The sequence below is a fragment of the Dactylosporangium fulvum genome (genome assembly GCF_025137375.1).
Classification (GTDB): Bacteria; Actinomycetota; Actinomycetes; order Mycobacteriales; family Micromonosporaceae; genus Dactylosporangium; species Dactylosporangium fulvum.
The window spans coordinates 3,378,927-3,398,058 of sequence record NZ_CP073720.1 but is presented as its reverse complement, the minus strand read 5'-3'; the positions used below and the strand labels follow the sequence as shown (position 1 = coordinate 3,398,058).

General features: G+C 68.6%; 18 protein-coding genes and 2 pseudogenes. 8 read left to right on the top strand and 12 right to left on the bottom strand.

The window, feature by feature from the left end; genetic code table 11:
- Positions 1-34: 34 nt before the first annotated feature.
- Positions 35-895 (bottom strand): pentapeptide repeat-containing protein, encoded by an 861-nt coding sequence (locus Dfulv_RS15580; RefSeq protein WP_259863714.1) that lies wholly within the window; start codon positions 893-895, stop codon positions 35-37.
- Positions 896-1,090: 195 nt separating this feature from the next.
- A complete protein-coding gene (locus Dfulv_RS15575; protein WP_259863713.1) occupies positions 1,091-1,825 on the bottom strand; it encodes an alpha/beta fold hydrolase in 735 nt (244 codons plus the stop codon).
- A gap of 146 nt (positions 1,826-1,971) precedes the next feature.
- Here Dfulv_RS15575 and Dfulv_RS15570 point away from each other — a divergent pair, with 146 nt between their 5' ends.
- The 4 genes from Dfulv_RS15570 (at position 1,972) to Dfulv_RS15555 (ending at position 5,541) form a co-directional block, all read left to right on the top strand.
- Positions 1,972-2,649: a TetR/AcrR family transcriptional regulator gene (locus tag Dfulv_RS15570; protein ID WP_259863711.1), complete on the top strand. Its 678-nt coding sequence runs from the start codon at positions 1,972-1,974 to the stop codon at positions 2,647-2,649.
- Between the two features lie 129 nt (positions 2,650-2,778).
- Positions 2,779-3,918, top strand: coding sequence for an FAD-dependent oxidoreductase (locus Dfulv_RS15565; protein WP_259863709.1), 1,140 nt, complete (start codon positions 2,779-2,781; stop codon positions 3,916-3,918).
- Positions 3,919-4,075: 157 nt separating this feature from the next.
- The gene (locus Dfulv_RS15560; RefSeq protein WP_259863707.1) at positions 4,076-4,807 is read left to right on the top strand and encodes a class I SAM-dependent methyltransferase; all 732 of its coding nucleotides are present in this window, start codon (positions 4,076-4,078) and stop codon (positions 4,805-4,807) included.
- Positions 4,808-4,977: 170 nt separating this feature from the next.
- On the top strand, positions 4,978-5,541 hold the full coding sequence (locus Dfulv_RS15555) for a class I SAM-dependent methyltransferase (RefSeq protein WP_259863706.1): 564 nt from the start codon (positions 4,978-4,980) through the stop codon (positions 5,539-5,541).
- Between the two features lie 61 nt (positions 5,542-5,602).
- On the opposite strand, the gene Dfulv_RS15550 is transcribed toward Dfulv_RS15555, so the two are convergent.
- Entirely contained in the window at positions 5,603-5,989 is a 387-nt protein-coding gene (locus Dfulv_RS15550; protein WP_259863705.1) for a hypothetical protein, read from the bottom strand.
- A gap of 150 nt (positions 5,990-6,139) precedes the next feature.
- Here Dfulv_RS15550 and Dfulv_RS48830 point away from each other — a divergent pair.
- The 3 genes and pseudogenes from Dfulv_RS48830 to Dfulv_RS15540 all read left to right on the top strand — a co-directional run.
- Positions 6,140-6,325, top strand: a pseudogene (locus Dfulv_RS48830) (NAD-dependent epimerase/dehydratase family protein); the annotation flags it as partial.
- Positions 6,326-6,373: 48 nt separating this feature from the next.
- Positions 6,374-6,634: pseudogene (locus Dfulv_RS48825) on the top strand (UDP-glucose 4-epimerase GalE); the annotation flags it as partial.
- Entirely contained in the window at positions 6,631-7,854 is a 1,224-nt protein-coding gene (locus Dfulv_RS15540) for an MFS transporter (RefSeq protein WP_259863703.1), read from the top strand. The pseudogene Dfulv_RS48825 and the gene Dfulv_RS15540, both read left to right, overlap by 4 nt.
- 68 nt (positions 7,855-7,922) lie before the next feature.
- Here Dfulv_RS15540 and menC read toward each other — a convergent pair whose 3' ends face one another.
- Genes menC through Dfulv_RS15525 form a run of 3 tightly spaced genes read right to left on the bottom strand, consistent with a single transcriptional unit; the run spans position 7,923 to position 11,151 of the window.
- A complete protein-coding gene (menC, locus tag Dfulv_RS15535) occupies positions 7,923-9,029 on the bottom strand; it encodes an o-succinylbenzoate synthase (protein WP_259863702.1) in 1,107 nt (368 codons plus the stop codon).
- On the bottom strand, positions 9,026-10,027 hold the full coding sequence (locus tag Dfulv_RS15530) for a GNAT family N-acetyltransferase (RefSeq protein ID WP_259863701.1): 1,002 nt from the start codon (positions 10,025-10,027) through the stop codon (positions 9,026-9,028). Before Dfulv_RS15530 ends, menC begins: the two co-directional genes overlap by 4 nt.
- Positions 10,024-11,151 (bottom strand): M20 family metallopeptidase, encoded by a 1,128-nt coding sequence (locus tag Dfulv_RS15525; protein ID WP_259863700.1) that lies wholly within the window; start codon positions 11,149-11,151, stop codon positions 10,024-10,026. Before Dfulv_RS15525 ends, Dfulv_RS15530 begins: the two co-directional genes overlap by 4 nt.
- Positions 11,152-11,407: 256 nt before the next feature.
- Between Dfulv_RS15525 and Dfulv_RS15520 the strand changes: the two genes are divergently transcribed.
- The gene (locus Dfulv_RS15520; RefSeq protein WP_259863699.1) at positions 11,408-12,163 is read left to right on the top strand and encodes an IclR family transcriptional regulator; all 756 of its coding nucleotides are present in this window, start codon (positions 11,408-11,410) and stop codon (positions 12,161-12,163) included.
- 64 nt (positions 12,164-12,227) lie between these two features.
- Here Dfulv_RS15520 and Dfulv_RS15515 read toward each other — a convergent pair whose 3' ends face one another.
- From Dfulv_RS15515 to Dfulv_RS15490, 6 genes are read right to left on the bottom strand one after another with little or no spacing between them, the layout of a single operon-like run.
- Positions 12,228-12,674 carry an SRPBCC family protein gene (locus Dfulv_RS15515; RefSeq protein ID WP_259863698.1) on the bottom strand — a complete coding sequence of 149 codons (447 nt, stop codon included), beginning with the start codon at positions 12,672-12,674 and terminating at the stop codon, positions 12,228-12,230.
- On the bottom strand, positions 12,671-13,837 hold the full coding sequence (locus tag Dfulv_RS15510; RefSeq protein ID WP_259863697.1) for a DmpA family aminopeptidase: 1,167 nt from the start codon (positions 13,835-13,837) through the stop codon (positions 12,671-12,673). Before Dfulv_RS15510 ends, Dfulv_RS15515 begins: the two co-directional genes overlap by 4 nt.
- A 27-nt stretch (positions 13,838-13,864) precedes the next feature.
- Entirely contained in the window at positions 13,865-15,232 is a 1,368-nt protein-coding gene (locus Dfulv_RS15505; protein WP_259863696.1) for a serine hydrolase domain-containing protein, read from the bottom strand.
- Positions 15,229-16,227, bottom strand: coding sequence for an ABC transporter ATP-binding protein (locus Dfulv_RS15500; protein ID WP_259863695.1), 999 nt, complete (start codon positions 16,225-16,227; stop codon positions 15,229-15,231). Before Dfulv_RS15500 ends, Dfulv_RS15505 begins: the two co-directional genes overlap by 4 nt.
- Positions 16,224-18,143, bottom strand: coding sequence for a dipeptide/oligopeptide/nickel ABC transporter permease/ATP-binding protein (locus Dfulv_RS15495; protein ID WP_259863694.1), 1,920 nt, complete (start codon positions 18,141-18,143; stop codon positions 16,224-16,226). Before Dfulv_RS15495 ends, Dfulv_RS15500 begins: the two co-directional genes overlap by 4 nt.
- Before the next feature lie 3 nt (positions 18,144-18,146).
- Complete coding sequence (locus Dfulv_RS15490; RefSeq protein ID WP_259863693.1) at positions 18,147-19,130, bottom strand: ABC transporter permease; 984 nt, start codon at positions 19,128-19,130, stop codon at positions 18,147-18,149.
- Positions 19,131-19,132 lie beyond the last annotated feature (2 nt).

Genomic DNA, 19,132 nt, shown 5'->3' with positions numbered 1-19,132 from the left:
ACCGGCTACGGGTTTCCTACCCGGTGCGGGCGGATCACCAGTGCGCCGGTCGTACCAGAGGATCGGCGGTCGCGGTCGATGCGTCGCCGACGGCCGCGTCCAGCTGCGACTGCGTCAGGCGGACGCTGTGGCGCAGGTCCGCACCCGTCACGTCGGCCCGGGCGAGGTCCGCGCCGGCCAGGTCCGCGTTGGTCAGGTCCGCGTTGGTCAGGTCGGCGTCGCGCAGGTCGGCGCCGGCGAGCCGGGTGCCGCCGAGGTTCGCGTTGGTGAAGTCCGCGCCGCGCAGGTAGGCGCCGGCCAGGTCGACGCCGCTGAGGTCGATGCCCCGCCGGGTGATCGCACGACCGGCGCCCGCCCGGGTCAGCTCCCCGGCGATCCGCAGCAGCAGCCCGTCCACCCGCCGCCGGTATCGCGGCAGGTCGGTCGCGACGATCGCGTCGGCGCTGTCGCGGGTCACCCCGTCGATCTCGTCGCGCAGCGCCGCCAGGTCGGGGCGCAGCGGCCGGCTCTGCGGCAGCGCCATCGCGCCGACCAGCGAGAACAGCAGCTGCTGCAGCTGGCGGGCCACCCGGAACGTCTGGAACATCTGCTCCGCCGTATGCGGCGCCTCCCGCCAGGACCGACCCCCGAACGTGACCTGGGCGACCTTCTGCCCGGCGCCGAGGCAGTCGTAGGCGACGCACCCGTTGAAGCCCCGCGCCCGCAGGCTGTCGTGGATCGTGCACCGGTGGTCCCGCCGCACGTTCGGGCAGGGCTCACCGGCCGCCTTGTCGATGGCGAAGTCCGGCGAGACGGAGAAGCTCGGCGCGACGCAGCAGAGCCCGAAGCACTCCTCGCACTTGCCGCGGAAGCTGTCCACGGCGAACGCGGCCGTCTCGTCGTAGCCGTCTGGCACCGTCGATCCTCCACTGCTGATCGCCAACCAACCTTAACGACACCGGTGGGCCGGGGACCCGCAACCCCGCGCGATCCGCGCCCGCGGCGTCAGCGACGGCCGGGTCACCCTCGCCCTGTCGAGCACCCCCGCCGCGGCGGTGCGGGCCCTGGCAGGGAGTGGTGGGGCCTGACGCCGTGCTCCAGGCCATCTCGGTTAGGCGAGGAACGCGTCGATGTGGGTGAGGGTTTCTTTCGGGTGGGTGCGGGTGGTGATGTGGCCGGCGCCGGGGATGGTCTCGAAGCGGGAGTTCGGGAAGGCGTCGGCGTATACCTGTCCGAAGGTGGGTGGGACGATGTGGTCGTCTTCGCCCCAGACCAGCAGGGTGGGTGTCGGCACGTGGCGCAGCCGGCGTAGGAGCTGGGGGTCGGCCATGGCGCTGGTGGTGTAGGCCAGCATGGTGGCGACCTGCCCGGGAGGCGGCCCTTGCCGGGGCGGTTCGTGCCCGGTAGGAGCGTCGGGCCGGTGGGCGGGGGTTCCGGGCACGGCGACGGTGTGGCCGGCGATCTCGGGGCCGATCGCGTCGAGCAGTACGAGCTGTTGGATGGTGCGGGCGCGGTCGCGTACGGCCATTTCCGCGGCGACCCAGCCGCCGAACGAGCTGCCGATGACGATGACGGGGTCGAGCTTTTCGCTTTCGATCAGGTTCAGGTAGGTGATGGCGAGGTTGTCGATGCCGGTGAACCAGTCGGGTCGTGCCGTTCCGGCGAATCCTGGGACGGTGGGCGCGACGACAAGGTGGGTGTCGGCGTAGTGCTCGATGAGCGGATCGATGGAGTCGGGGCCGCTGCCGCCGTGCAGGATCAGCATCGGCTTGCCGGCGCCGCCGGTGCGCACGGTCAACGGCAGATCGGGCTGGGGCTGCAGGATCTTCTCGGTGAGAGAGGTCATCGCTTCCTTCTTGCAGGTGGTCGGGGCGTGCGAACCGGCTGGGGCAGACGCGGGTGGGACAACGGATGGCACCGACAGTAGCGCGAACGCGTTCGTTACGCACGCGTTCGTTGTCGAATGACGAACGCGTTCGCTACGATCCGGTTATGAGTCCTCGCCGCGTACCCGTCAGCCGCCGCGACCGGCCGGTCAAGCCGCCGCTGAGCCGCGACGGCGTCGTCGCGACCGCTCTGCGCGTCATGCGGGAGGAAGGCCTGGAGCGGGTGACCATGCGACGGCTGGCGGCCGAGCTCGACACCGGCCCGGCCTCGCTGTACGTCTACGTCCGCAACACCGCCGAACTGCACGGGGCACTGCTGAACGAGTTGCTGACCGACCTGGAGCTGCCCGGCGACAGCGCCGGCGCCGCCTGGCGCGAGCAGCTGATCGACCTCATGACCGCCTACACGAGGATGCTGTTCGCCTACCCGAGCCTGGCCCGCTCGGTGCTCACCCTGCGCCCCTGCGGGCCGCACTATCTCAGGCTGATCGACTCGATCCTCGGCCTGCTCGACAGTGGCGGCATCCCGGCCCGGCAGGCCGCCTGGGGTGTCGACCTGCTGCTGCAGCACGCCACGGCGACCGCTGCCGAGCAGGGCAGCCGCAAGGAGGCCATCGAAGCGCAGGGCGAAGAGGAGGAGCTCGTCGCCGCGGTCGCCGAGGCGACATCCGACGATTACCCCCACATCGTCCGCGCCCGCGGCGAACTGTTCTCCGGCACCGGCCTGGAGCGCATGCACTGGGCTTTCCGCCAGATCATCAACGGTCTCACCGCCAGCGACTAAGCTGAACAGCACAAAACCCAGCTGGACATCTGTCGCCGTCAACCTGTACCCGTTTGGAACATGTTCGTCACGAACATGATCGCCGCAGGTGCGACTTCGGCCCACCGGCCCCTACTTCCAGGAGAAGCCATGACCACGCCATCAATTGCCATCGTGGGCGCCGGATTGGGCGGCCTCACCCTCGCCCGGGTGCTGCACACGCACGGCATCACCGCAACCATCTACGAACTCGAAGACTCGCCGTCCGCCCGCACCCAGGGCGGCATGCTCGACATTCACGACTACAACGGCCAAGTGGCACTACACGCGGCCGGCCTGTACGACCAGTTCCGCGCCATCATCCACGCCGGGGGCGAGGCCACACGAGTCCTCGACAAGGACAACACCCTGCTGTACGAGGACACCGACGACGACACCGGGGCCCGCCCGGAGGTCGAACGAGGGCAACTGCGCCAGATCCTGCTCGACTCACTTCCCGACGGCACCATCCGCTGGGGCACGAAGGTCACCCAGGCGCGCCCACTCGGCGGCGGGCGACACGAACTCGTCTTCGCCGACGCCACCACGGTGACCACACAGGTACTGGTCGGCGCGGACGGGGCATGGTCCAGAATCCGGCCGCTGGTCTCCGCCGCCACACCGGCCTACTCCGGGATCTCCTTCGTCGAGGCCGACCTGCACGACGCCGACCGACGCCACCCCTCGGCGGCCGCGGTTGTCGGCGGCGGCATGCTGTTCGCGCTCGGGCCCGACAAGGGAATCCTCGGACATCGCGAACCCGACGGCAGCCTGCACCTCTACATAGCCATCACCACGTCACCCGAGTGGCTCGCCACGCTGGACTTCGCCGACACCGACAAGGTCAAAACGGTCCTTCTCGAGCAGTTCGCCGACTGGGCGCCGCCACTGAAGGCTTTGATCACCGAAGCCGACGGCGCGCTGATCCCCCGCACCGTCAACGCCCTGCCGGTCGAGCACCGCTGGAACCGGGTGCCCGGCGTGACACTGCTCGGCGACGCCGCACACGTCATGTCCCCCTTCGCCGGCGAAGGCGCCAACCTCGCGATGCTCGACGGCGCCGAGCTCGGCAAGGCCATCGCCGAGCATCCCGGCGACATCGAGACCGCGCTCACCGAATACGAGAAAGCCCTGTTCCCACGCAGCGCGCAGGCCGCGCGGGAAGCCGCCACGAACCTCGCCCTCTCCTTCAACGAGACCGCCCCGCAGAGCCTGCTCGACCAATTCGCCCAATTCACGCAGCGTCAGTGACGAGGGCGCGGTGCGTTTCGGTCGTGGTGAACCGGTCCGGCTGGGATGGCCGCGTGCCGCATTGCCGGACCGGTGCCGGCCTGACCGGGATGCGCCGTATGTGAATCACACCATCCACCCTTGCCGCAATCAGCGACGAAGCGGTTGGGTCAGTGACATGGCTCGCATCGCCTACAACAACCACGACGCGGCAGCGTTCGAAGCCACCCGGCACCTGTCCGACCAGGGACTTGCCGCCTGGCGCGAAGCGGTGACCCGCCACCTCGATCCTCGGCCCGGCACCCGTCTGCTCGACCTCGGCGCGGGCACCGGCATGTGGGCACGGGCCTTCACCGACTGGTACGACAACATCGACGTCATCGCCGTCGAGCCGGCCGCGGCCATGCGAGCCCGCTGCCTGCACCCACAGGTCATCGCCGGAGACGCCGCCAACATCCCACTGGCCGACAGCAGCATCGACGCGGCCTGGCTGTCCACCGTCATCCACCACCTGCCAGACCTGAGCGCCGCCGCGCGGGAACTGCGCCGCGTGCTGCGCCCCGGCGGCCCGGTACTGATCCGCTCCGCCCTCGCCGGCCGCCACCACGCGATCACGCTCTTCCGGTTCTTCCCCGAGGCCATCCGCGTGCTGAACACCTTCCCCAGCGTGGACGACATCGAAGCCGCCTTCGCCACCGCCGGCTTCACCACCGTCTCATTCGAACAGGTCCCGCAGACAACCGCGCCGTCGCTTCGTGACGTCGCGGCCAACATCCGACGGGAAGCACACACGCCCCTGCAGCTGATCACCGACGACGAGTACGCCACCGGTCTGGCCCGACTCCAACACGCCGCTCAAACCGAGTCCGGACCGGTTGTCGACGCGCTCGACCTTCTCGTCCTTCGATAGCACGGAAGCTGGTCCAGACTGGCGTGATGCAGATGGATGAACGTAGGGCCCGAGTCCGGGAGGTACGCCGCCGGCTTGCACAGGACGGTCCGCCGTGGACGCGACATCACGAGCGGGACTTCGAGACGGTCACGATGCCTGAGCGGGACTGCGATCTGCTCCGAGATCTGTTGATCTCCGAGAGGGTCGAGACGGTTGTCGAGGTCGGGCTTGCCTACGCCAGCTCCGCCCTCGCAGTCGGCGAGGCACTGGTCACGGTCGACCCGCCGCATCCCCGGCACGTCATCATCGATCCCTTCCAGGACCAGGAGTACTGCAACATCGGCTGGGATCTGCTGCGCGCCGCAGGACTGGACTCGATCGCCAGGCTCATGCGCACGTGGTCATCCATCGCGCTCCCGGAACTCGTCACCGATGGTCTCGTCGCCGACGCAGCGTTTGTCGACGGCAGTCACCGTTTCCACGAGGTTTTTGTGGACCTCTACTTCCTGCGCAAGATCGTCCGGCCGGGCGGGCTGATCGTGATTGACGACGACTGGACGCCGTCAGTGCGCACCGCGGTGCGGTACTACGAGCGGAACCTGGGCTGGACGGCGATTCCCGACGCCTTCGCCGACGGGACCCTGCGAAACGTTGGCGATGACACCGCGGCCGAGGCGGTGCCCCGCTGCCGCGCCCTCCGGCTTCCCGGCTCCTTGACCGAGCCGCCCTTCGAGCGGTTTCACCCGTTCTGAGCTGCCTCAAGGTCCACCGTATGCGCCAGTTTGACCAAGCCCCGCGCGCGGGGTTGAGCGCTCACGTCCACCACAGGGATCTGTTCGCGTGGGTGGCCAGGATCGCGGTGGAATTCCTGGTGAGGACCGCGTGGAACTGTTCGCTGTCGCGGACCCGGTTGTAGAGGCCGGTGGCGATCGCCTCCTGGTCGGCACCGGCCCGCATCTGCACGTCGATGTCGAACTGGTAGGACTCGTACCGGCCGAACTCGCCCGGCTCGCGGAACGCACCGTTGAGCCAGAAGGGGTCGCCGCGCTCGTCCTCGCCGGTGCCGCCGAAGCGGTCATCGCCGAGGAAGCCGAGGTGAATGCCGATCGTCGCGCCGAGCGCCGGCAGCAGCGCGACGAGCTCCTCGGTGGTGCGGTTCCGGCCGTCGGCCGGCGAGACGATCAGCGACCAGTCAGGCATTCAGCACTCCTACCATCAGTCCCATCCCTTGCCGTTGATGCCCTGCTGGAAGTCGATCGTCTGCGTCGGCACCGTCCAGCCCTAACATTGCCGCACGGCAATGTTCACGGACATTCACAATGATCCACCGAGTGTAAGGAGCTTGGATAAATGGCGAGGTATCTGGTGACCGGGGGCGCCGGTTACGTCGGGTCCACGGTGGCGACGCTGCTCGTCGAGGCAGGCCATGACGTCACCGTCATCGACGACCACTCGGCCGGCTCGAGCCACCTGCCCACCGGCACGACGTTCGTGCCCGGCCGATTCCAGGACGTCGCCGATGCAGTGCTTGCCCGCGGCGATTTCGACGGGGTGCTGCACTTCGCGGCGCACGTCGAGCACCCCGGCGAGCACCGCGTCTACAATCTCGGCAACGGCGTCGGCTTCACGAACCACCAGGTGATCGAGGCGGTTCGCGCGACCACCGGCAGACCGGTGCCGGTCCGGGTCCACCCTCGCCGCGCCGGTGACAGCGCCACCCTCGTCGCCGTCTCCGACAAGGCCCGGCGGGAGCTGGGCTGGCAACCGACCCGAGGTCTCGACAGCATCATCGCCGACGCGTGGGAGTTCCATCGTCACCACCGGACCGTCCCGGCCCCGGCATGACCATGCGGGAGCGGCGCTGCGCGCTCGGACCCTACGTGCGGGTGCTGCGGACCCCCGGCGCGGCGGCGTTCTTCACCACCACGGTCGCCGGCCGGTTCGGTGTGTCGATGTACGGCCTGAGTGTCCTGCTCGCCGCCGTCGCCGGCTACGGGGACTACGTGCGGGCCGGTGTCGTCGCCGGGACGTTCGCCGCCAGTGAGGCCGTCGGCGGGCCGCTGCTCGGCCGGCTCGCCGACCGGGTCGGGCAGCGCCGCATGCTACCGCCGGTCGCCGTGGTGCACCTCGCCGCGCTCGTCGGCCTCATCGTCGCGCTGCACCGGCCGGCGCCAGTCCTCGCCACCGTTGTCGTCGCCGCGGTCGCCGGGCTCAGCGTCCCGCAGCTCGGCGCACTCGCCGCGGCCCGCTGGAGCCACCTGCTGCACGGCGACCCGCGGATCGAGACCGCGTTCTCGCTGGAGTCCCTCGCCAACGACGTCGCCTTCATCGTCGGGCCCCTCGCCGCGTCGGCCGCCGTGGCCACCGTCGCCGCCCCGGCCGGCGCGTCGATCGCGTGCGCCCTCGTCGCCGGGTCGGCGCTGGCGCTCGCGCTGCAACGCGACAGCATGCCACCGCCAGGCGGCGCCCGGGCAGGCGCCGCAGCTGCGGCGCCCCGGCGGATGCCTCGCCTCGTCGTGTCGTTGAGCCTCGCCAACGTGCTGCTGGGGCTGCTCTTCGGCACCACACAGCTGGCCGTCACCGCCCTCGCGAGCGCCGAGGGAACCGTCGGCCTCGCCGGCGTCTACTACCTCACGATGAGCGCCGGCAGCCTCGCCGCGAGCGCCGCCTACGGTGCCATCCGCTGGCGCATCGCACCCTGGCGCCGGTTCCTCGGCGCCGCGCTGCTCGTCACCGCCGGAGCGGCTGGGCTCACGACCCTGCAACACCTGGTCGCCGAGCTCGCCGCACTGTTCGTCGTCGGTCTCGGCGTCGGCCCGATCATCATCCTCACCGGTACCCTCGTCGAACGACACGTCGACCGGTCGCTGCTGACGCAGACGTTCGCGCTGATGTCCGCGCTCAGCGCCGCCGGGATCGCCCTCGCCGGACTCGCCGCCGGTGCCGTCGTCCAGGCACACGGCGCCCTCGGCGGGTTCCTCCTCCTCACCGCCTACGGTGCCGGCCTCCTAGCAATCGCAGTGGCGGTGCGGTCCATCGCGGAGGCCCAAGGGGCCCGGACGTGACGCCCAGCGCTGGCCGCGCCCCGGGCTCAGGTCGGGACGGCGGCCACGCTTGGCAGGGACACGGCGGTCTAGACCGGAATCCATTCCGATGCCGTGGTGACTTCCTCCAACAGCTCCGGAATCGGGGTGACGCCGAGTCCGGGACCGCCGGGCACAGGCAAGTTGCCGTCGTCGAGACGGAACGGGACGGTGATATCGGTCCGATAGTAGCGATCGGAGGCCGAGAGGTCGCCGGGAAGGGTGAAGCCGGGCAACGCCGCGAGCGCGACGTTGGCCGCCCGCCCCAAACCGGTTTCGAGCATGCCGCCGCACCACACAGGTACGCCCCGGGACAGGCAGGCGTCGTGAATGCGTCGAGCTTCGAGATATCCGCCGACGCGGCCCGGTTTGATGTTCACGATCTGGCACGCCCCCAACCTGATCGCATCGACCGCGGCCTGGACCGATGTGATCGACTCGTCCAGGCATATGGGTGTCTGCACGAGCTGGGCCAGGTCGGCGTGCCCGAGGATGTCCTCCTCGCCGAGCGGCTGCTCGATCAGCGCCAGCTCATACGGATCGAGCGCGGCCAGCGCGGGAGCATCGGAGATCTGGTACGCAGCATTGGCGTCCACCTGGAGCACGACCTCGCTGCCGAAGCGCTCCCGGACGGCGCGCACCGGCGCCAGATCCCAACCTGGCTCGATTTTCAGCTTGATCCGCCGGTATCCCTGCTCCAGATAGTCGCCCACCGTATCGAGCAGGGCCTGCGTCGAATCCATGATGCCGACGGACACCCCGCTCGGAACGCGGTCCCGCGTGGCGCCGAGCGCCTCGGCGAACGACTGCCCGTGCTCCCGCAGTTCGGCGTCCAGGAGTGCCATCTCCAAGCCGGCCTTCGCCATCCGATGGCCCCGGAACACGGCGAGGATGCCGGCCACGTCGTCCGCCCGAACCGACTTGGCCGCGGCCAGCGCCGGCACGAAGAACCGCCGGATCACCTCCGCACACGAACTGGCGTACTCGGACGAGTATCGGGGCTCGGCCATCGCTACGCATTCGCCCCACCCCTGCTGCTCGGTGGTCTCCACCCGGATGAGCACCGCATCGCGGGTCGTTGCGGTGCCGAACGACGTGCGGAACGGGCTGATCAGCGGAAGGGTCACATGGCGCAGCTCAACCCCGGTCAGCTTCACAGCTTGTTTCCTTGCACGACGACGAACCAGCCGGTCCGGGCGAAGCCGACGATCTGCGCGCGGGCCGCGATCAGCGGGGCAAGGGTCTCACGCAAGGCGTACCTCCATTCAGCTGCGAGGCCGGGCTCGGCGGCTCGCAGGTACTCGATGTCCTCAGGGACGGCGACAAGTACCGTCCGCGCGTCGGTCGGTCCCCGTCGCGGCTGGTTGTTGACGGACGCGAGGCCGACAGCGGCCCCGTCCGCCAGCAGTGCCGCGGCGTCCAACGATGAATGCTCGCCTCGGCATGCGGCCGCGACCGCCGCACTCGGCAGGTTCCAGTTCACCAGGAGCCGGTCGGTCTCGTCGTCGCCGTTGAGGTCGTCGTGGCCGCCGCCGTAATAGTTCTCGAGGTACTCGACCGCGTCCGCGTTGAGCTTCGTCAGGTTGAAATGGGCATTGCGCCGGACGAGCGGATCAAACGTCCAGTTGATCGACGAGACGCCACGCTCGAGGCACCAGGCACGCTGATGAACCTTGAGGGCAAAGCCAACATTGCGTCCACGCATGACGTTGGAGACGCCCATGATGTGGCTGTGCAGCGTCGCGTTGACCGGTGGGGAGAAGAATCCGACGCACGCCCCGACCAGTTCGCCGGCCGCGTAGGCTCCGGCCACGTAGCTTCCCGACTTGACCATCGCACGAAGAAGATCCCGTGTCATCGGTGGCTCCTGCGGGATTGCCCCCCAGACCCGCTGGTAGAGCTCGCATACGCGCTCGAGGTCGGCCAACTCGGCCAGGGTGCGTAGCTCGACACCACAGGCTCGGGCCGTCTGCTCCGCGAGCTCGAACGCCGCGGCGGTGACGTCCTCGGCTTCCTGCCGCTCCGGATCGCTGTGGTGCTGGCTCGCGGTGCGGACGTCGTTGCCGCTCAGGCGACCTCCGCTTCGCTCCGGCCGCCTGAGCCCCACATTGTGCTGATGATGAGCGGCTCCTCCGCTACGCTCCGGACCGCTCATGGCTGGTCTCCATCCGGAGTGTGCGATCGGTCGCGGGCCTCCGCGAGAACCTCGGCGAGCAAGGCGCTGAGCAGCGCCGTTCGGCCGGGAATCGCCTCGAGCAGGACGTGCTCGCCGTCCGCGTGCGCGCCTCCCCCGACGGCCCCGAACCCGTCGATCGTCGGTACACCCATGGCAGCGGTCAGATTGCCGTCCGACGCACCGCCGACTGCCGCACAGGCCAGCGGAGGCAGCCCCAGCGCGCGTCCGATCGCCGCCGCGCGCAAGAACAGGTCCCGTGACGCCTCCGCAGTCATCGGCGCCCGGTTAGGCCCGCCCCGGACCGTGATACCGGCACCGGGCTGTACGGGGCGAAGCGATCGCATCGCGGCGTCCACCCGAGCCTGTTCGGCAGGGTCGCTCACCCGGACGTCCACCGTGAAGCTCGCGCTGGCCGGGACGGTGTTGCTCGTAGTCCCAGCGGTGAGCAGGCTCGGGCACACGGTGGTCCCGGTCTCAGGATCGGCTAGCTGGACGACGGCCAGCACATGGTGCGCGGCCTCGATCGCGGCATTGACGCCAAGGCCTGGATCGAGTCCGGCGTGAGCGGCGCGCCCTTGAATCGTCACCTCGTACAGCGAGCCGCCCTTTCGCGCACACTTGAGTGCGCCGTCAGGTGCAGCGCCCTCGGCTACCACGACGGCGACGAGGCCGGCGGCCTCCTCCTCGATCAGCTGCCGTGATGAGGGCGACCCAAGCTCTTCATCACCCGTGATGAGGATGGTGAGCCCGTCTGGATCGTCCAGCGCCTCGATCGCCCGAAATGCCATGACCAGCCCGGCCTTCATGTCGAAGCAGCCGGGACCCCGCAGGACACCTCGCTCGACCGAGAACGGAAGCCGGTCGAGCGAACCGAGCGGCCATACGGTGTCGTGATGGCCGAGCAGCAAGAGGTGTCGCGGTCCACTGCCCAACCGCCAACGCAGATGCGTCCGGCCCGCTACGTCGATCCGCTCGGGCGGCACGCCCAGGATCTCGGTACCCAGTGCGGAAACCACCTCGGCGCTGCGTGCAACGGCAGCGAGGTCTGTTGACGGTGACTCACAGCGCACCAGCCGACCGATGTCGTCGATGATGGTCGGCAAGATTGCCGACATACGCTGGACCGTTGCGGTATGTGCCATGTCAGCGTTTCCCCGCGATCATAGTTCCGCCCATGGGCGCTCCTTCTCGTTCTGGCGTTCCGCACGGACACTAACGACGCCGACGCGGATTGAGGAGCGTTCTGGTTCACTGAGCGGACTGGTGCACTCACCTGACCCGGCGGTGGGCGGGACCCTGGTGCTCGGGACCGTGAACTGATAGACCTGACGCGGCAGCACTGGAGGAGGCGAGACCGGCGTGGAGCGTGACAGCCTGCTCGGCAAGGTGCGGCTCATTCTGGACTCGTTCGGGCCGGAGGACGCAGAACTGTCGCTTGCCCAACTCGTCGCGCGAACCGCGGTGGCGAAAGCCAGCGTGTATCGGATCTGCCAGGATCTCGTCGACTGGGGGCTGCTGGAACGTTCCGGACAGCGGTACCAGCTCGGGCTCCGGCTGTTCGAACTCGGTCAGCAGGTGCCCCGGCAACGTGTGCTGCGCCGGGCGGCGCTGCCCATCATGGACGACCTTTTCCGTGCCACCCAGGAAACGATCCATCTCGGCGTGCTCGACGGCCTGCAGGTGCTGTACATCGACAAGATCGCGCCGACCCGGCATGAGGTGCCCGCCTCACGGGTCGGCGGACGAATGCCCCTGCACTGCACCGCTACCGGTAAGGCCCTGCTCGCCAACGCTCCGGCGGGACTCGTCGAAGCGGTGACGAAGGCCGGGCTGGCTCGACTGACGCCTTACACGATCACGCAACGCGGCATGATGCACCGCGAGCTCAAGCGGATCAGGGAGTTAGGCTACGCCGTCGAGCGCGAAGAGTGCGTTCTCGGCAATCTGGCTGTCGCGGTCGCCGTGTTGGACGGGGAGGGCGAGGCCGTCGGCGCGCTGTCGATCACCGCGCCGTCCTTCCGCGCCGACCCCGAGCGTCTGGCCAGTGCGCTACGAGTAGCCCAGCACACCGTTTCGCGGCGGCTGATGTCCTATGCCGTCAGTCCAGCGAATTGATCCAAACCCCTGGGTGTGGTGAGCTGCCGCAGTACCCGCGAGGCGGATCGCCGCCGAACGGATGTCATGCCTGCTCGACATAGTCCCGGAGATTGTCCAGGCGCAGGCGCCAGCCCGATTGATGCACACGAAAGAGCTCGGCGCTGTCACGGACGTGCTCCAGTCCGGTCTCGCGGATGCTCACCCTGGTTGACGACGGACCGGTCGGGCAGACACTCCATTCGACCGTCGTGGGGGCGCCCCACCGCGAATCGGCCCAACTGAACCGAAGGAACTGCCCGCGCCGCACGTCGTGCACCACGCCGTAGCCGACCCGCTCGACTCCCTCCCGATCGGTCCAGAGCTCCTGCAGCAGGCTTCCGGGCACGGCGTGCAACGCGAGACCCGGCCACCAGCCCACGCGTCGATCTTCCTCGACCATGGCGGCCCACACCGTGTCGAGCGCCGCGATGACATCGACATCAACGAGCACGACGAACTCACTGCGCTCAAGGGCCGCTCCGCCGGTCACGTCGCTTGCCCCGTCGTCGATTCACACAGGACACCACGTGCTCGCAGGATCTCGACGCAGGCTGGGACATCGATGGCATGCACAGTGACACCTCCCCGGCCGGTCATGGTGTCCGCTGCCAGTAGGGCGTTGACGATGGCCTCTTCAGTGGCGTCGATGACCGCGTCGAAGAAGTCGGTCATGAAGGTGTTGGAGATGAATCGTGCCGGCGTGGACTCCGGTTCGCTCTCGCCGAAGGTGACCGGCGACAGTCCGCGGTTGCCGGTGGAGAAGCACAGGAAGATGTCACCACTGGCAGCTTCGCCGACGGCACCCATCCGGGCAATGCCGAATCCGGCGCGCTGGGCCAGCCGTTCGCACTGTTTGGGAAGCATCGGCGCGTCGGTCGCAACGACAATGATCACCGATCCGGCCCCCTCGGGCATCGACATCTGGTTGCGCAGGTCGGCCGTCGGGTCGGGGATGACGTCGGTGCTCAACTCCTTCCCGACCTTGACACCCAAGATCTCCAGACGGTCCCTGCGGCCGTGGTTGGCCTGCACGAGCACCCCGACGGTAAAGGTGCTCGCAACCCCCGGCACGCGACGGGAGGCGGTGCCGATCCCGCCCTTGAAGCCGTGGCACATCATGCCCGTTCCGCCACCGACGTTGCCCTCCTCGACCTGGCCCGCTGCCGCCCCCGCCAGCGCAGCCGCCACGTGCGCCTCGGTGACGTGCTGCCCGTCGATGTCGCTGAGCAGTCCGTCATAGGTCTCGGCCACGACTGGCAGCCCGAACTGGTAGGCGCCCTGGCCCTGCCTCGGGCGAAACTCCAGCCCGATCAGGGCATCACGCACGACGCCGACGCTGTGGGTGTTGGTGAGCCCGATCGGCGATGAAAGCGTGCCGGACTCCCGAACCCATTCCAGGCCTGTCATCTCACCACAGCCGTTGAGGGTGTGCACGCCTGCAAATACCGGCTCGCGCCAAACGTCGCCGTCATGCGGCACGATCACCGTGACGCCGGTGCGCACCGGTCCGGTGCCGACGACCAAGGGCCCGTCACCACCGACGATCGTCTCGTGCCCGACCCGTACCCCTGGTACGTCGGTTATGGCGTTGTGCGGGCCGGGCTCGAACTTCCCGAACTTCAGGCCGAGGTCACGAGCGCGTGGTCTGGTCAAGGTCACTCTCCTGTTCCGCTTGGTCGATCATTGTTGCCTTGCACCGACGTCCGCTCCGTGGCGACGGACCAGACGCATGCCCCAACGCAGCCAACCCACCGAACCGTCCGGGTCCCGGACGAACTCGCCGGCAGGTTGCCAGGGAGCAGATTCGGCGGCCACCACATCGGGTGCCACGAAGAACACCGGTGTCGGCTTTTCGATCTCTCTCGCCACCGCGGGGTCCACGACCACACCTACGTACTTCACGTTCACAGTAAGTTGATCAGCCGTACTGCGGACCTCGATGTCGAGTTCGCCGGTGACATACCGGCCGACGTACTCATCCAGCGGCCCGGTGCTGCCTGCCGGCTCCAGCGCGACGACGTCATGGCCGAGGAACCTCCGCAGGGCCCACGCCAGCAGTTCCTCCTGCATCAGCGCACCAGTTGCCGCATTGGTCAGGGCGACGATACCGAGCCGCTCGCCCGGCACCAGGACGAGGAGCGAGACGTACAGGCCGGCGACATTCCCGCTGTGCGTGACCAGGGCGAGCTCACCTCGTGACCGCAACAGCCAGGAGATGCCTATGCCGAACCAGTCGTTCATCCGCACGTACGGCCGCTGCATCGCGAGTCGGGTGGCCTGGGAAACCGGTGGAGTGCCGGCGGTGTTCCCATCGAGCTGGTAGCGCGCATAGGCCAGCTGGTCGGTCAACGAGCTGACCAGCCCGCCACCGGCCACCATCGCACGAGACGTCTGCCATTCCATGACCGGTCGCGCCGAGCCGGCCACCACGACGTGTCCCACCGCGTGCCGGCGATGCGCGATCTCCTGTGGAAAGGAGAACGTCTCAGCCAGCCGCAACGGCGCGAGCACCCGGCGCCGTAGGACCTCCTCGAACGAACGGCCGGTCACCGTCTCCAGCAGGTACGCCGCCACTGCGGCCGACATGTTGTTGTACGACGGCGGCCCGCCGGGCGGCACCAGCTGCGGCAACCGGGGCAGCTGCTCGGTCACCGCCCGAGACACCGCTTCGTCGCCCCACCCGGTGTCGGGGACATCGTCGCCGAGCCAGCCCGCCGTATGCGTGAAGAGGTCGCGGACGACAACCGAGGCGCGCTCGCCGTGCTCGGACAGGCGAAGGGTGGGCAGGTATCGAGCCACCGGCAGGTCCAGGTCCAGCAACCCCTGCTCCACCAAGCTCATCGCCGCCGTTGCCGTGAACGTCTTGCTGATGGAGCCGATGGGGAACAAGGTGTGATCGTCGACGCGAAGTGGATCGCGGGTGCTGGTCACGCCCCTGGTCACCGTGTACTCGTCGGCACCGTGGACGATCCCGACCGCCGCACCGGGAATGTTGTGCCGTTCGGCGGCGTCGAACACGAAGTCGCGCAATGCTGCCTGGGGGGTCATGACGTCACCTGCCGCGCGGTCGGCACGTCGATCGCGCCGTGGCCCAGCGGGAAGTGGCATGCCACCCCCGCCTGCTCGGTGCCGAGCAGCGGAGGATCCGCGGTCACGCATGTCCGACGTTGCTGGGCCGTCGCGTCGAACATCGGGCAGCGCGGGTGGAAGCGACACCCCGGCGGTGGATGATGCGGGTCCGGAACGTCACCCAGAATGGTCAGTGGCCCGGTGCGTCGACGGTGCAGGTTAGGCGCACTGTCGAGCAGCCCGCGCGTGTACGGGTGTCGTGGTGCCTCATACAGGTCGGTGCCGCCGATCTCGACAATGCGACCGAGGTGCATCACCGCGGTGCGCACGCTGCAGTAGCGGGCGACAGCGAGGTTGTGCGTGATGAGCAGGATGGACACACCGGTCCGTCCCTGGATCTCCCGCAGCAGGTTGAGAATCGCCGCCTGCACGGACACATCGAGGGCGGACGTGATCTCGTCGGCAATAATGAGGTCCGGACGAACCGCAAGAGCACGCGCGATGGCCACGCGCTGCCGCTGCCCCCCTGACAGCTGAGCCGGATACCGATTGGCGTGGGCGGGATCCAAGGCCACGACGGTCATGAGACGCTCGATCTCAGCCGACCGTTCCGTCCGGCTCATCCGATGGTGGCAGCGGAGTGCTTCCTCCAGGGTCTCGCCCACCGTCAGCTTCGGGTTCAACGAGGCGTAGGGGTCCTGGAATACCATCTGCACCCGCCGCCGAAACGCCCGGCTGCTGCGGGCCGCGCGGCTGGTGACGTCGGTGCCGTCCAGATGAATCCGCCCGCCTGTCACGGGGGCGAGTCCGACGATCGCCCGGGCGATGCTCGACTTGCCGCAGCCGGACTCACCAACCAGCGCCACGGTGTCGCCAGCGGCTATCGACAGCGTCACGCCGTCGACAGCCGTCAGGGTGCGCGATGTGGTCCGGTAGCCGACTTGCAGGTCGGTCAGCGAAAGCAGGTCGGTCACGACTGCACGCTCGCAGGGTTGCGCGACGACTCGTCGGGGAGTTCGGCATCGGCCCGCCAGCACGCCACTCGACCTGCTCCATGGTCAACTAGCGGCGGCTCCTGCTGACGACACCGGTCGATCACCAACAGGCAGCGCGGCGCGAACGGGCATCCTTCCTGAACCTGCTCGGCACTCACCGACTGTCCCGGGATAACCGCGAGAGGCCGGTCCTGCGACATGTCCAGACTGGGGATCGAGGCCATCAGTGCCCGGGTGTAGGGGTGCGCGGGCTTGGCGATCAGCACCGAGCGCGGCATGTCCTCGATGATGCGTCCGGCATACATGACCATCACCCGGTCGCAGAGCTCCGTGACGACCGACAGGTCGTGCGAGATCAGGAGAACTGCCGTGCCGTGCACTGCGTTCAACTCGCGCAGCACATCGATGATCTGTGCCTGGACCGTCACGTCCAACGCGGTCGTCGGCTCGTCGGCGATGAGGAGCGCGGGTGTACCCATGATCCCCATGGCGATCATCACCCTTTGCCGCATCCCACCGGACAGCTGGTGCGGTAGCTGGCGGATGCGCTGCGAGGGTGCGTTGATCCGGACATCACCGAGCCGCTCCACCGCGAGTTGCGTAGCAACTCGGCGGGACATGCCATGATGCGCCAGGATCTTCTCGGTCAGTTGACGCTCGAGACGTAGCGCCGGGTTGAGCGAGGACAGCGGATCCTGGAAAACGACGGCCAACCGAGTTCCCAGCAGCCTACGGAGCCGGCCGGCCGGCACGGTCTGGATTTCCTGACCGTCCAGGGCCAGCCTGCGGGCTCGGCTTCGACCTGGATAGGGCAGCAGCTGCGCAACCGCAAGTGCGGTCAACGTCTTCCCGCTGCCCGATTCACCGACGATTCCGACCATCTCACCGGCGCCCATCGAGAATGACACGCCGCGGACCGGCTGATGCGGCGAGTCGGCTGTGCCGAATTCCACGAGGAGTCGGTCGACCTCCAGCACTCCGCGCGCGTTCGGCGAAGGTTCGGTAGGGGTGGGTGCCGGGTCCTCATGCCGTTGCACCGGGTCGTGTCGTCGGCGTCTCACGAGCCGATGCCGCGGCGTCGATCCGCCCGCCAGAGCGTCGCCGACCAGGTTGAACGCCAGGCCGGTCAGGACCACGGCCACACCGGGTGCGATCGCTGCCAATGGGGCGATGTAGATGTTGCGGAGCCCGTCGCCGAGCAGCCCGCCCCAGTCGAAGCTCGGACTCTGCACGCCCAGACCGAGAAACCCGAGGGCCGCCGTCGCCAGCAGCGCATCGCTGACGACCATCATCACGGCGATGATCATAGGCTCGGCAATGTTCGGCAGCGCGTAGTAACGAAACAGGCGCCAGCCCCCGACGCCGGTGACCCGGGCGGCCGCAACGTACTCCGATCCGGCGATCGTGGCACCGAGTGTCTGCGACAGGCGGGCGAACCCGGGCGCTACGGCGAGTCCGACGGCCAGCACGGCACTTCCCTGGCCGGGGCCCAAGATGGCGCACACGATGAGTGCGGTGAGGATTGCGGGAAATGCCAGCATCACCGCGATCAGACGACCCGCCAGCCGCCGCCACCGCGGCGCGAACAGTCCGGAGGCGGCGCCGAACGGAATGCCCAGGACCGCGCCGATCCCGGTGGCGGCCAGCGCGAGCAGTAGGGACAGGCGGGTCGCTGCGAGGATGCGGGCCAGGACGTCACGTCCGAGATCGTCGGTCCCGAGCAAGTGGTCGTTCGACACCCCGGCCCGTGCCACCTCCGGATCGATCGCGGTTGCTGCGGAATGCCACGGCCCGGGGCCGACGACGGCTATGGCGGCGATGACGAGCAGAACGATTCCACCCACGAGGCCGCCGGGTGTTCGGAATACCTGAGTCACCCGCTTGAGGCGCGTCATCGATCAGTCCTCCGCCATGACAGAGCGCGGGTCGAGGATGCCCAGCGCCAGGTCCACCAGTGCGGTCGTGAGGAGCACACCGAACCCGAGGACGAGAACGATGCCCTGGATGACCGGATAGTCCTTGATCAGCACCGCTGAGACGACTTCCGTGCCGAGCCCCGGCCAGTTGAAGACGTTCTCGATGACGACGCTGCCTCCGAGCAAGGCCGGCAGCAGCATCCCGCCGAGCGTGAGCACCGGGGTCGCGAGGTTCGGCAGCACATGCCTGACCTGGACAGTCACCGGGGCGAGGCGCTTGCTGCGGGCCACCCGGATGTAGTCCTGTGCCAGAATGACGGCGGTTTGGACCCGGACGATCCGGGCCATGGACGCCGCTGGAGCGATGGCGAGCGCAATCACGGGTAGCACGTAGGACGACGGTCCGTCTCGTCCGGCAACCGGAAGCAGCTGCGTGACCACCCCGAACAGGTAGACCAGTCCGACGCCCAGCAGAAAGCCGGGAATCGAGGTCAGGAAGCCCGTAACCATGCCGAAGTACATCAGCAGTCGGGGTCGCCGGCTCTCCGCCGTCAGGGCACCGAACGAGATGCCGACCAGCAGCGCGACCACGATGACCACACAGAATGCCGCCAGTGCCAGTGACAATGAGGCGGGCAGCCGTGCCCCGATGATGTCGGCGACACTGCGTTGACTGTGAAATGAGCTCCCGAAGTCGCCGATCAGCACTCCCTTGACGTAGGAGAAATACTGCGTCACCAGCGGCTTGTCGAGGTTCAGCTTCGCCCGCAGTTGCGTGACGGTCGCCTCCGACGCGGTGACGCCGGCGATTTCTCGCGCCGGATCCCCCGGGATCAGGTGCACGATGCCGAACGTCGCAGTCATGAGCACCGCCAACCCTGCCACGAGGGCGCCGATGCGACGTGCCGCAAAGACGAGCCAGTGCCGGAGTCCGGCGACCGCGATCGCCGGGTTGGCCGTGCTCACCC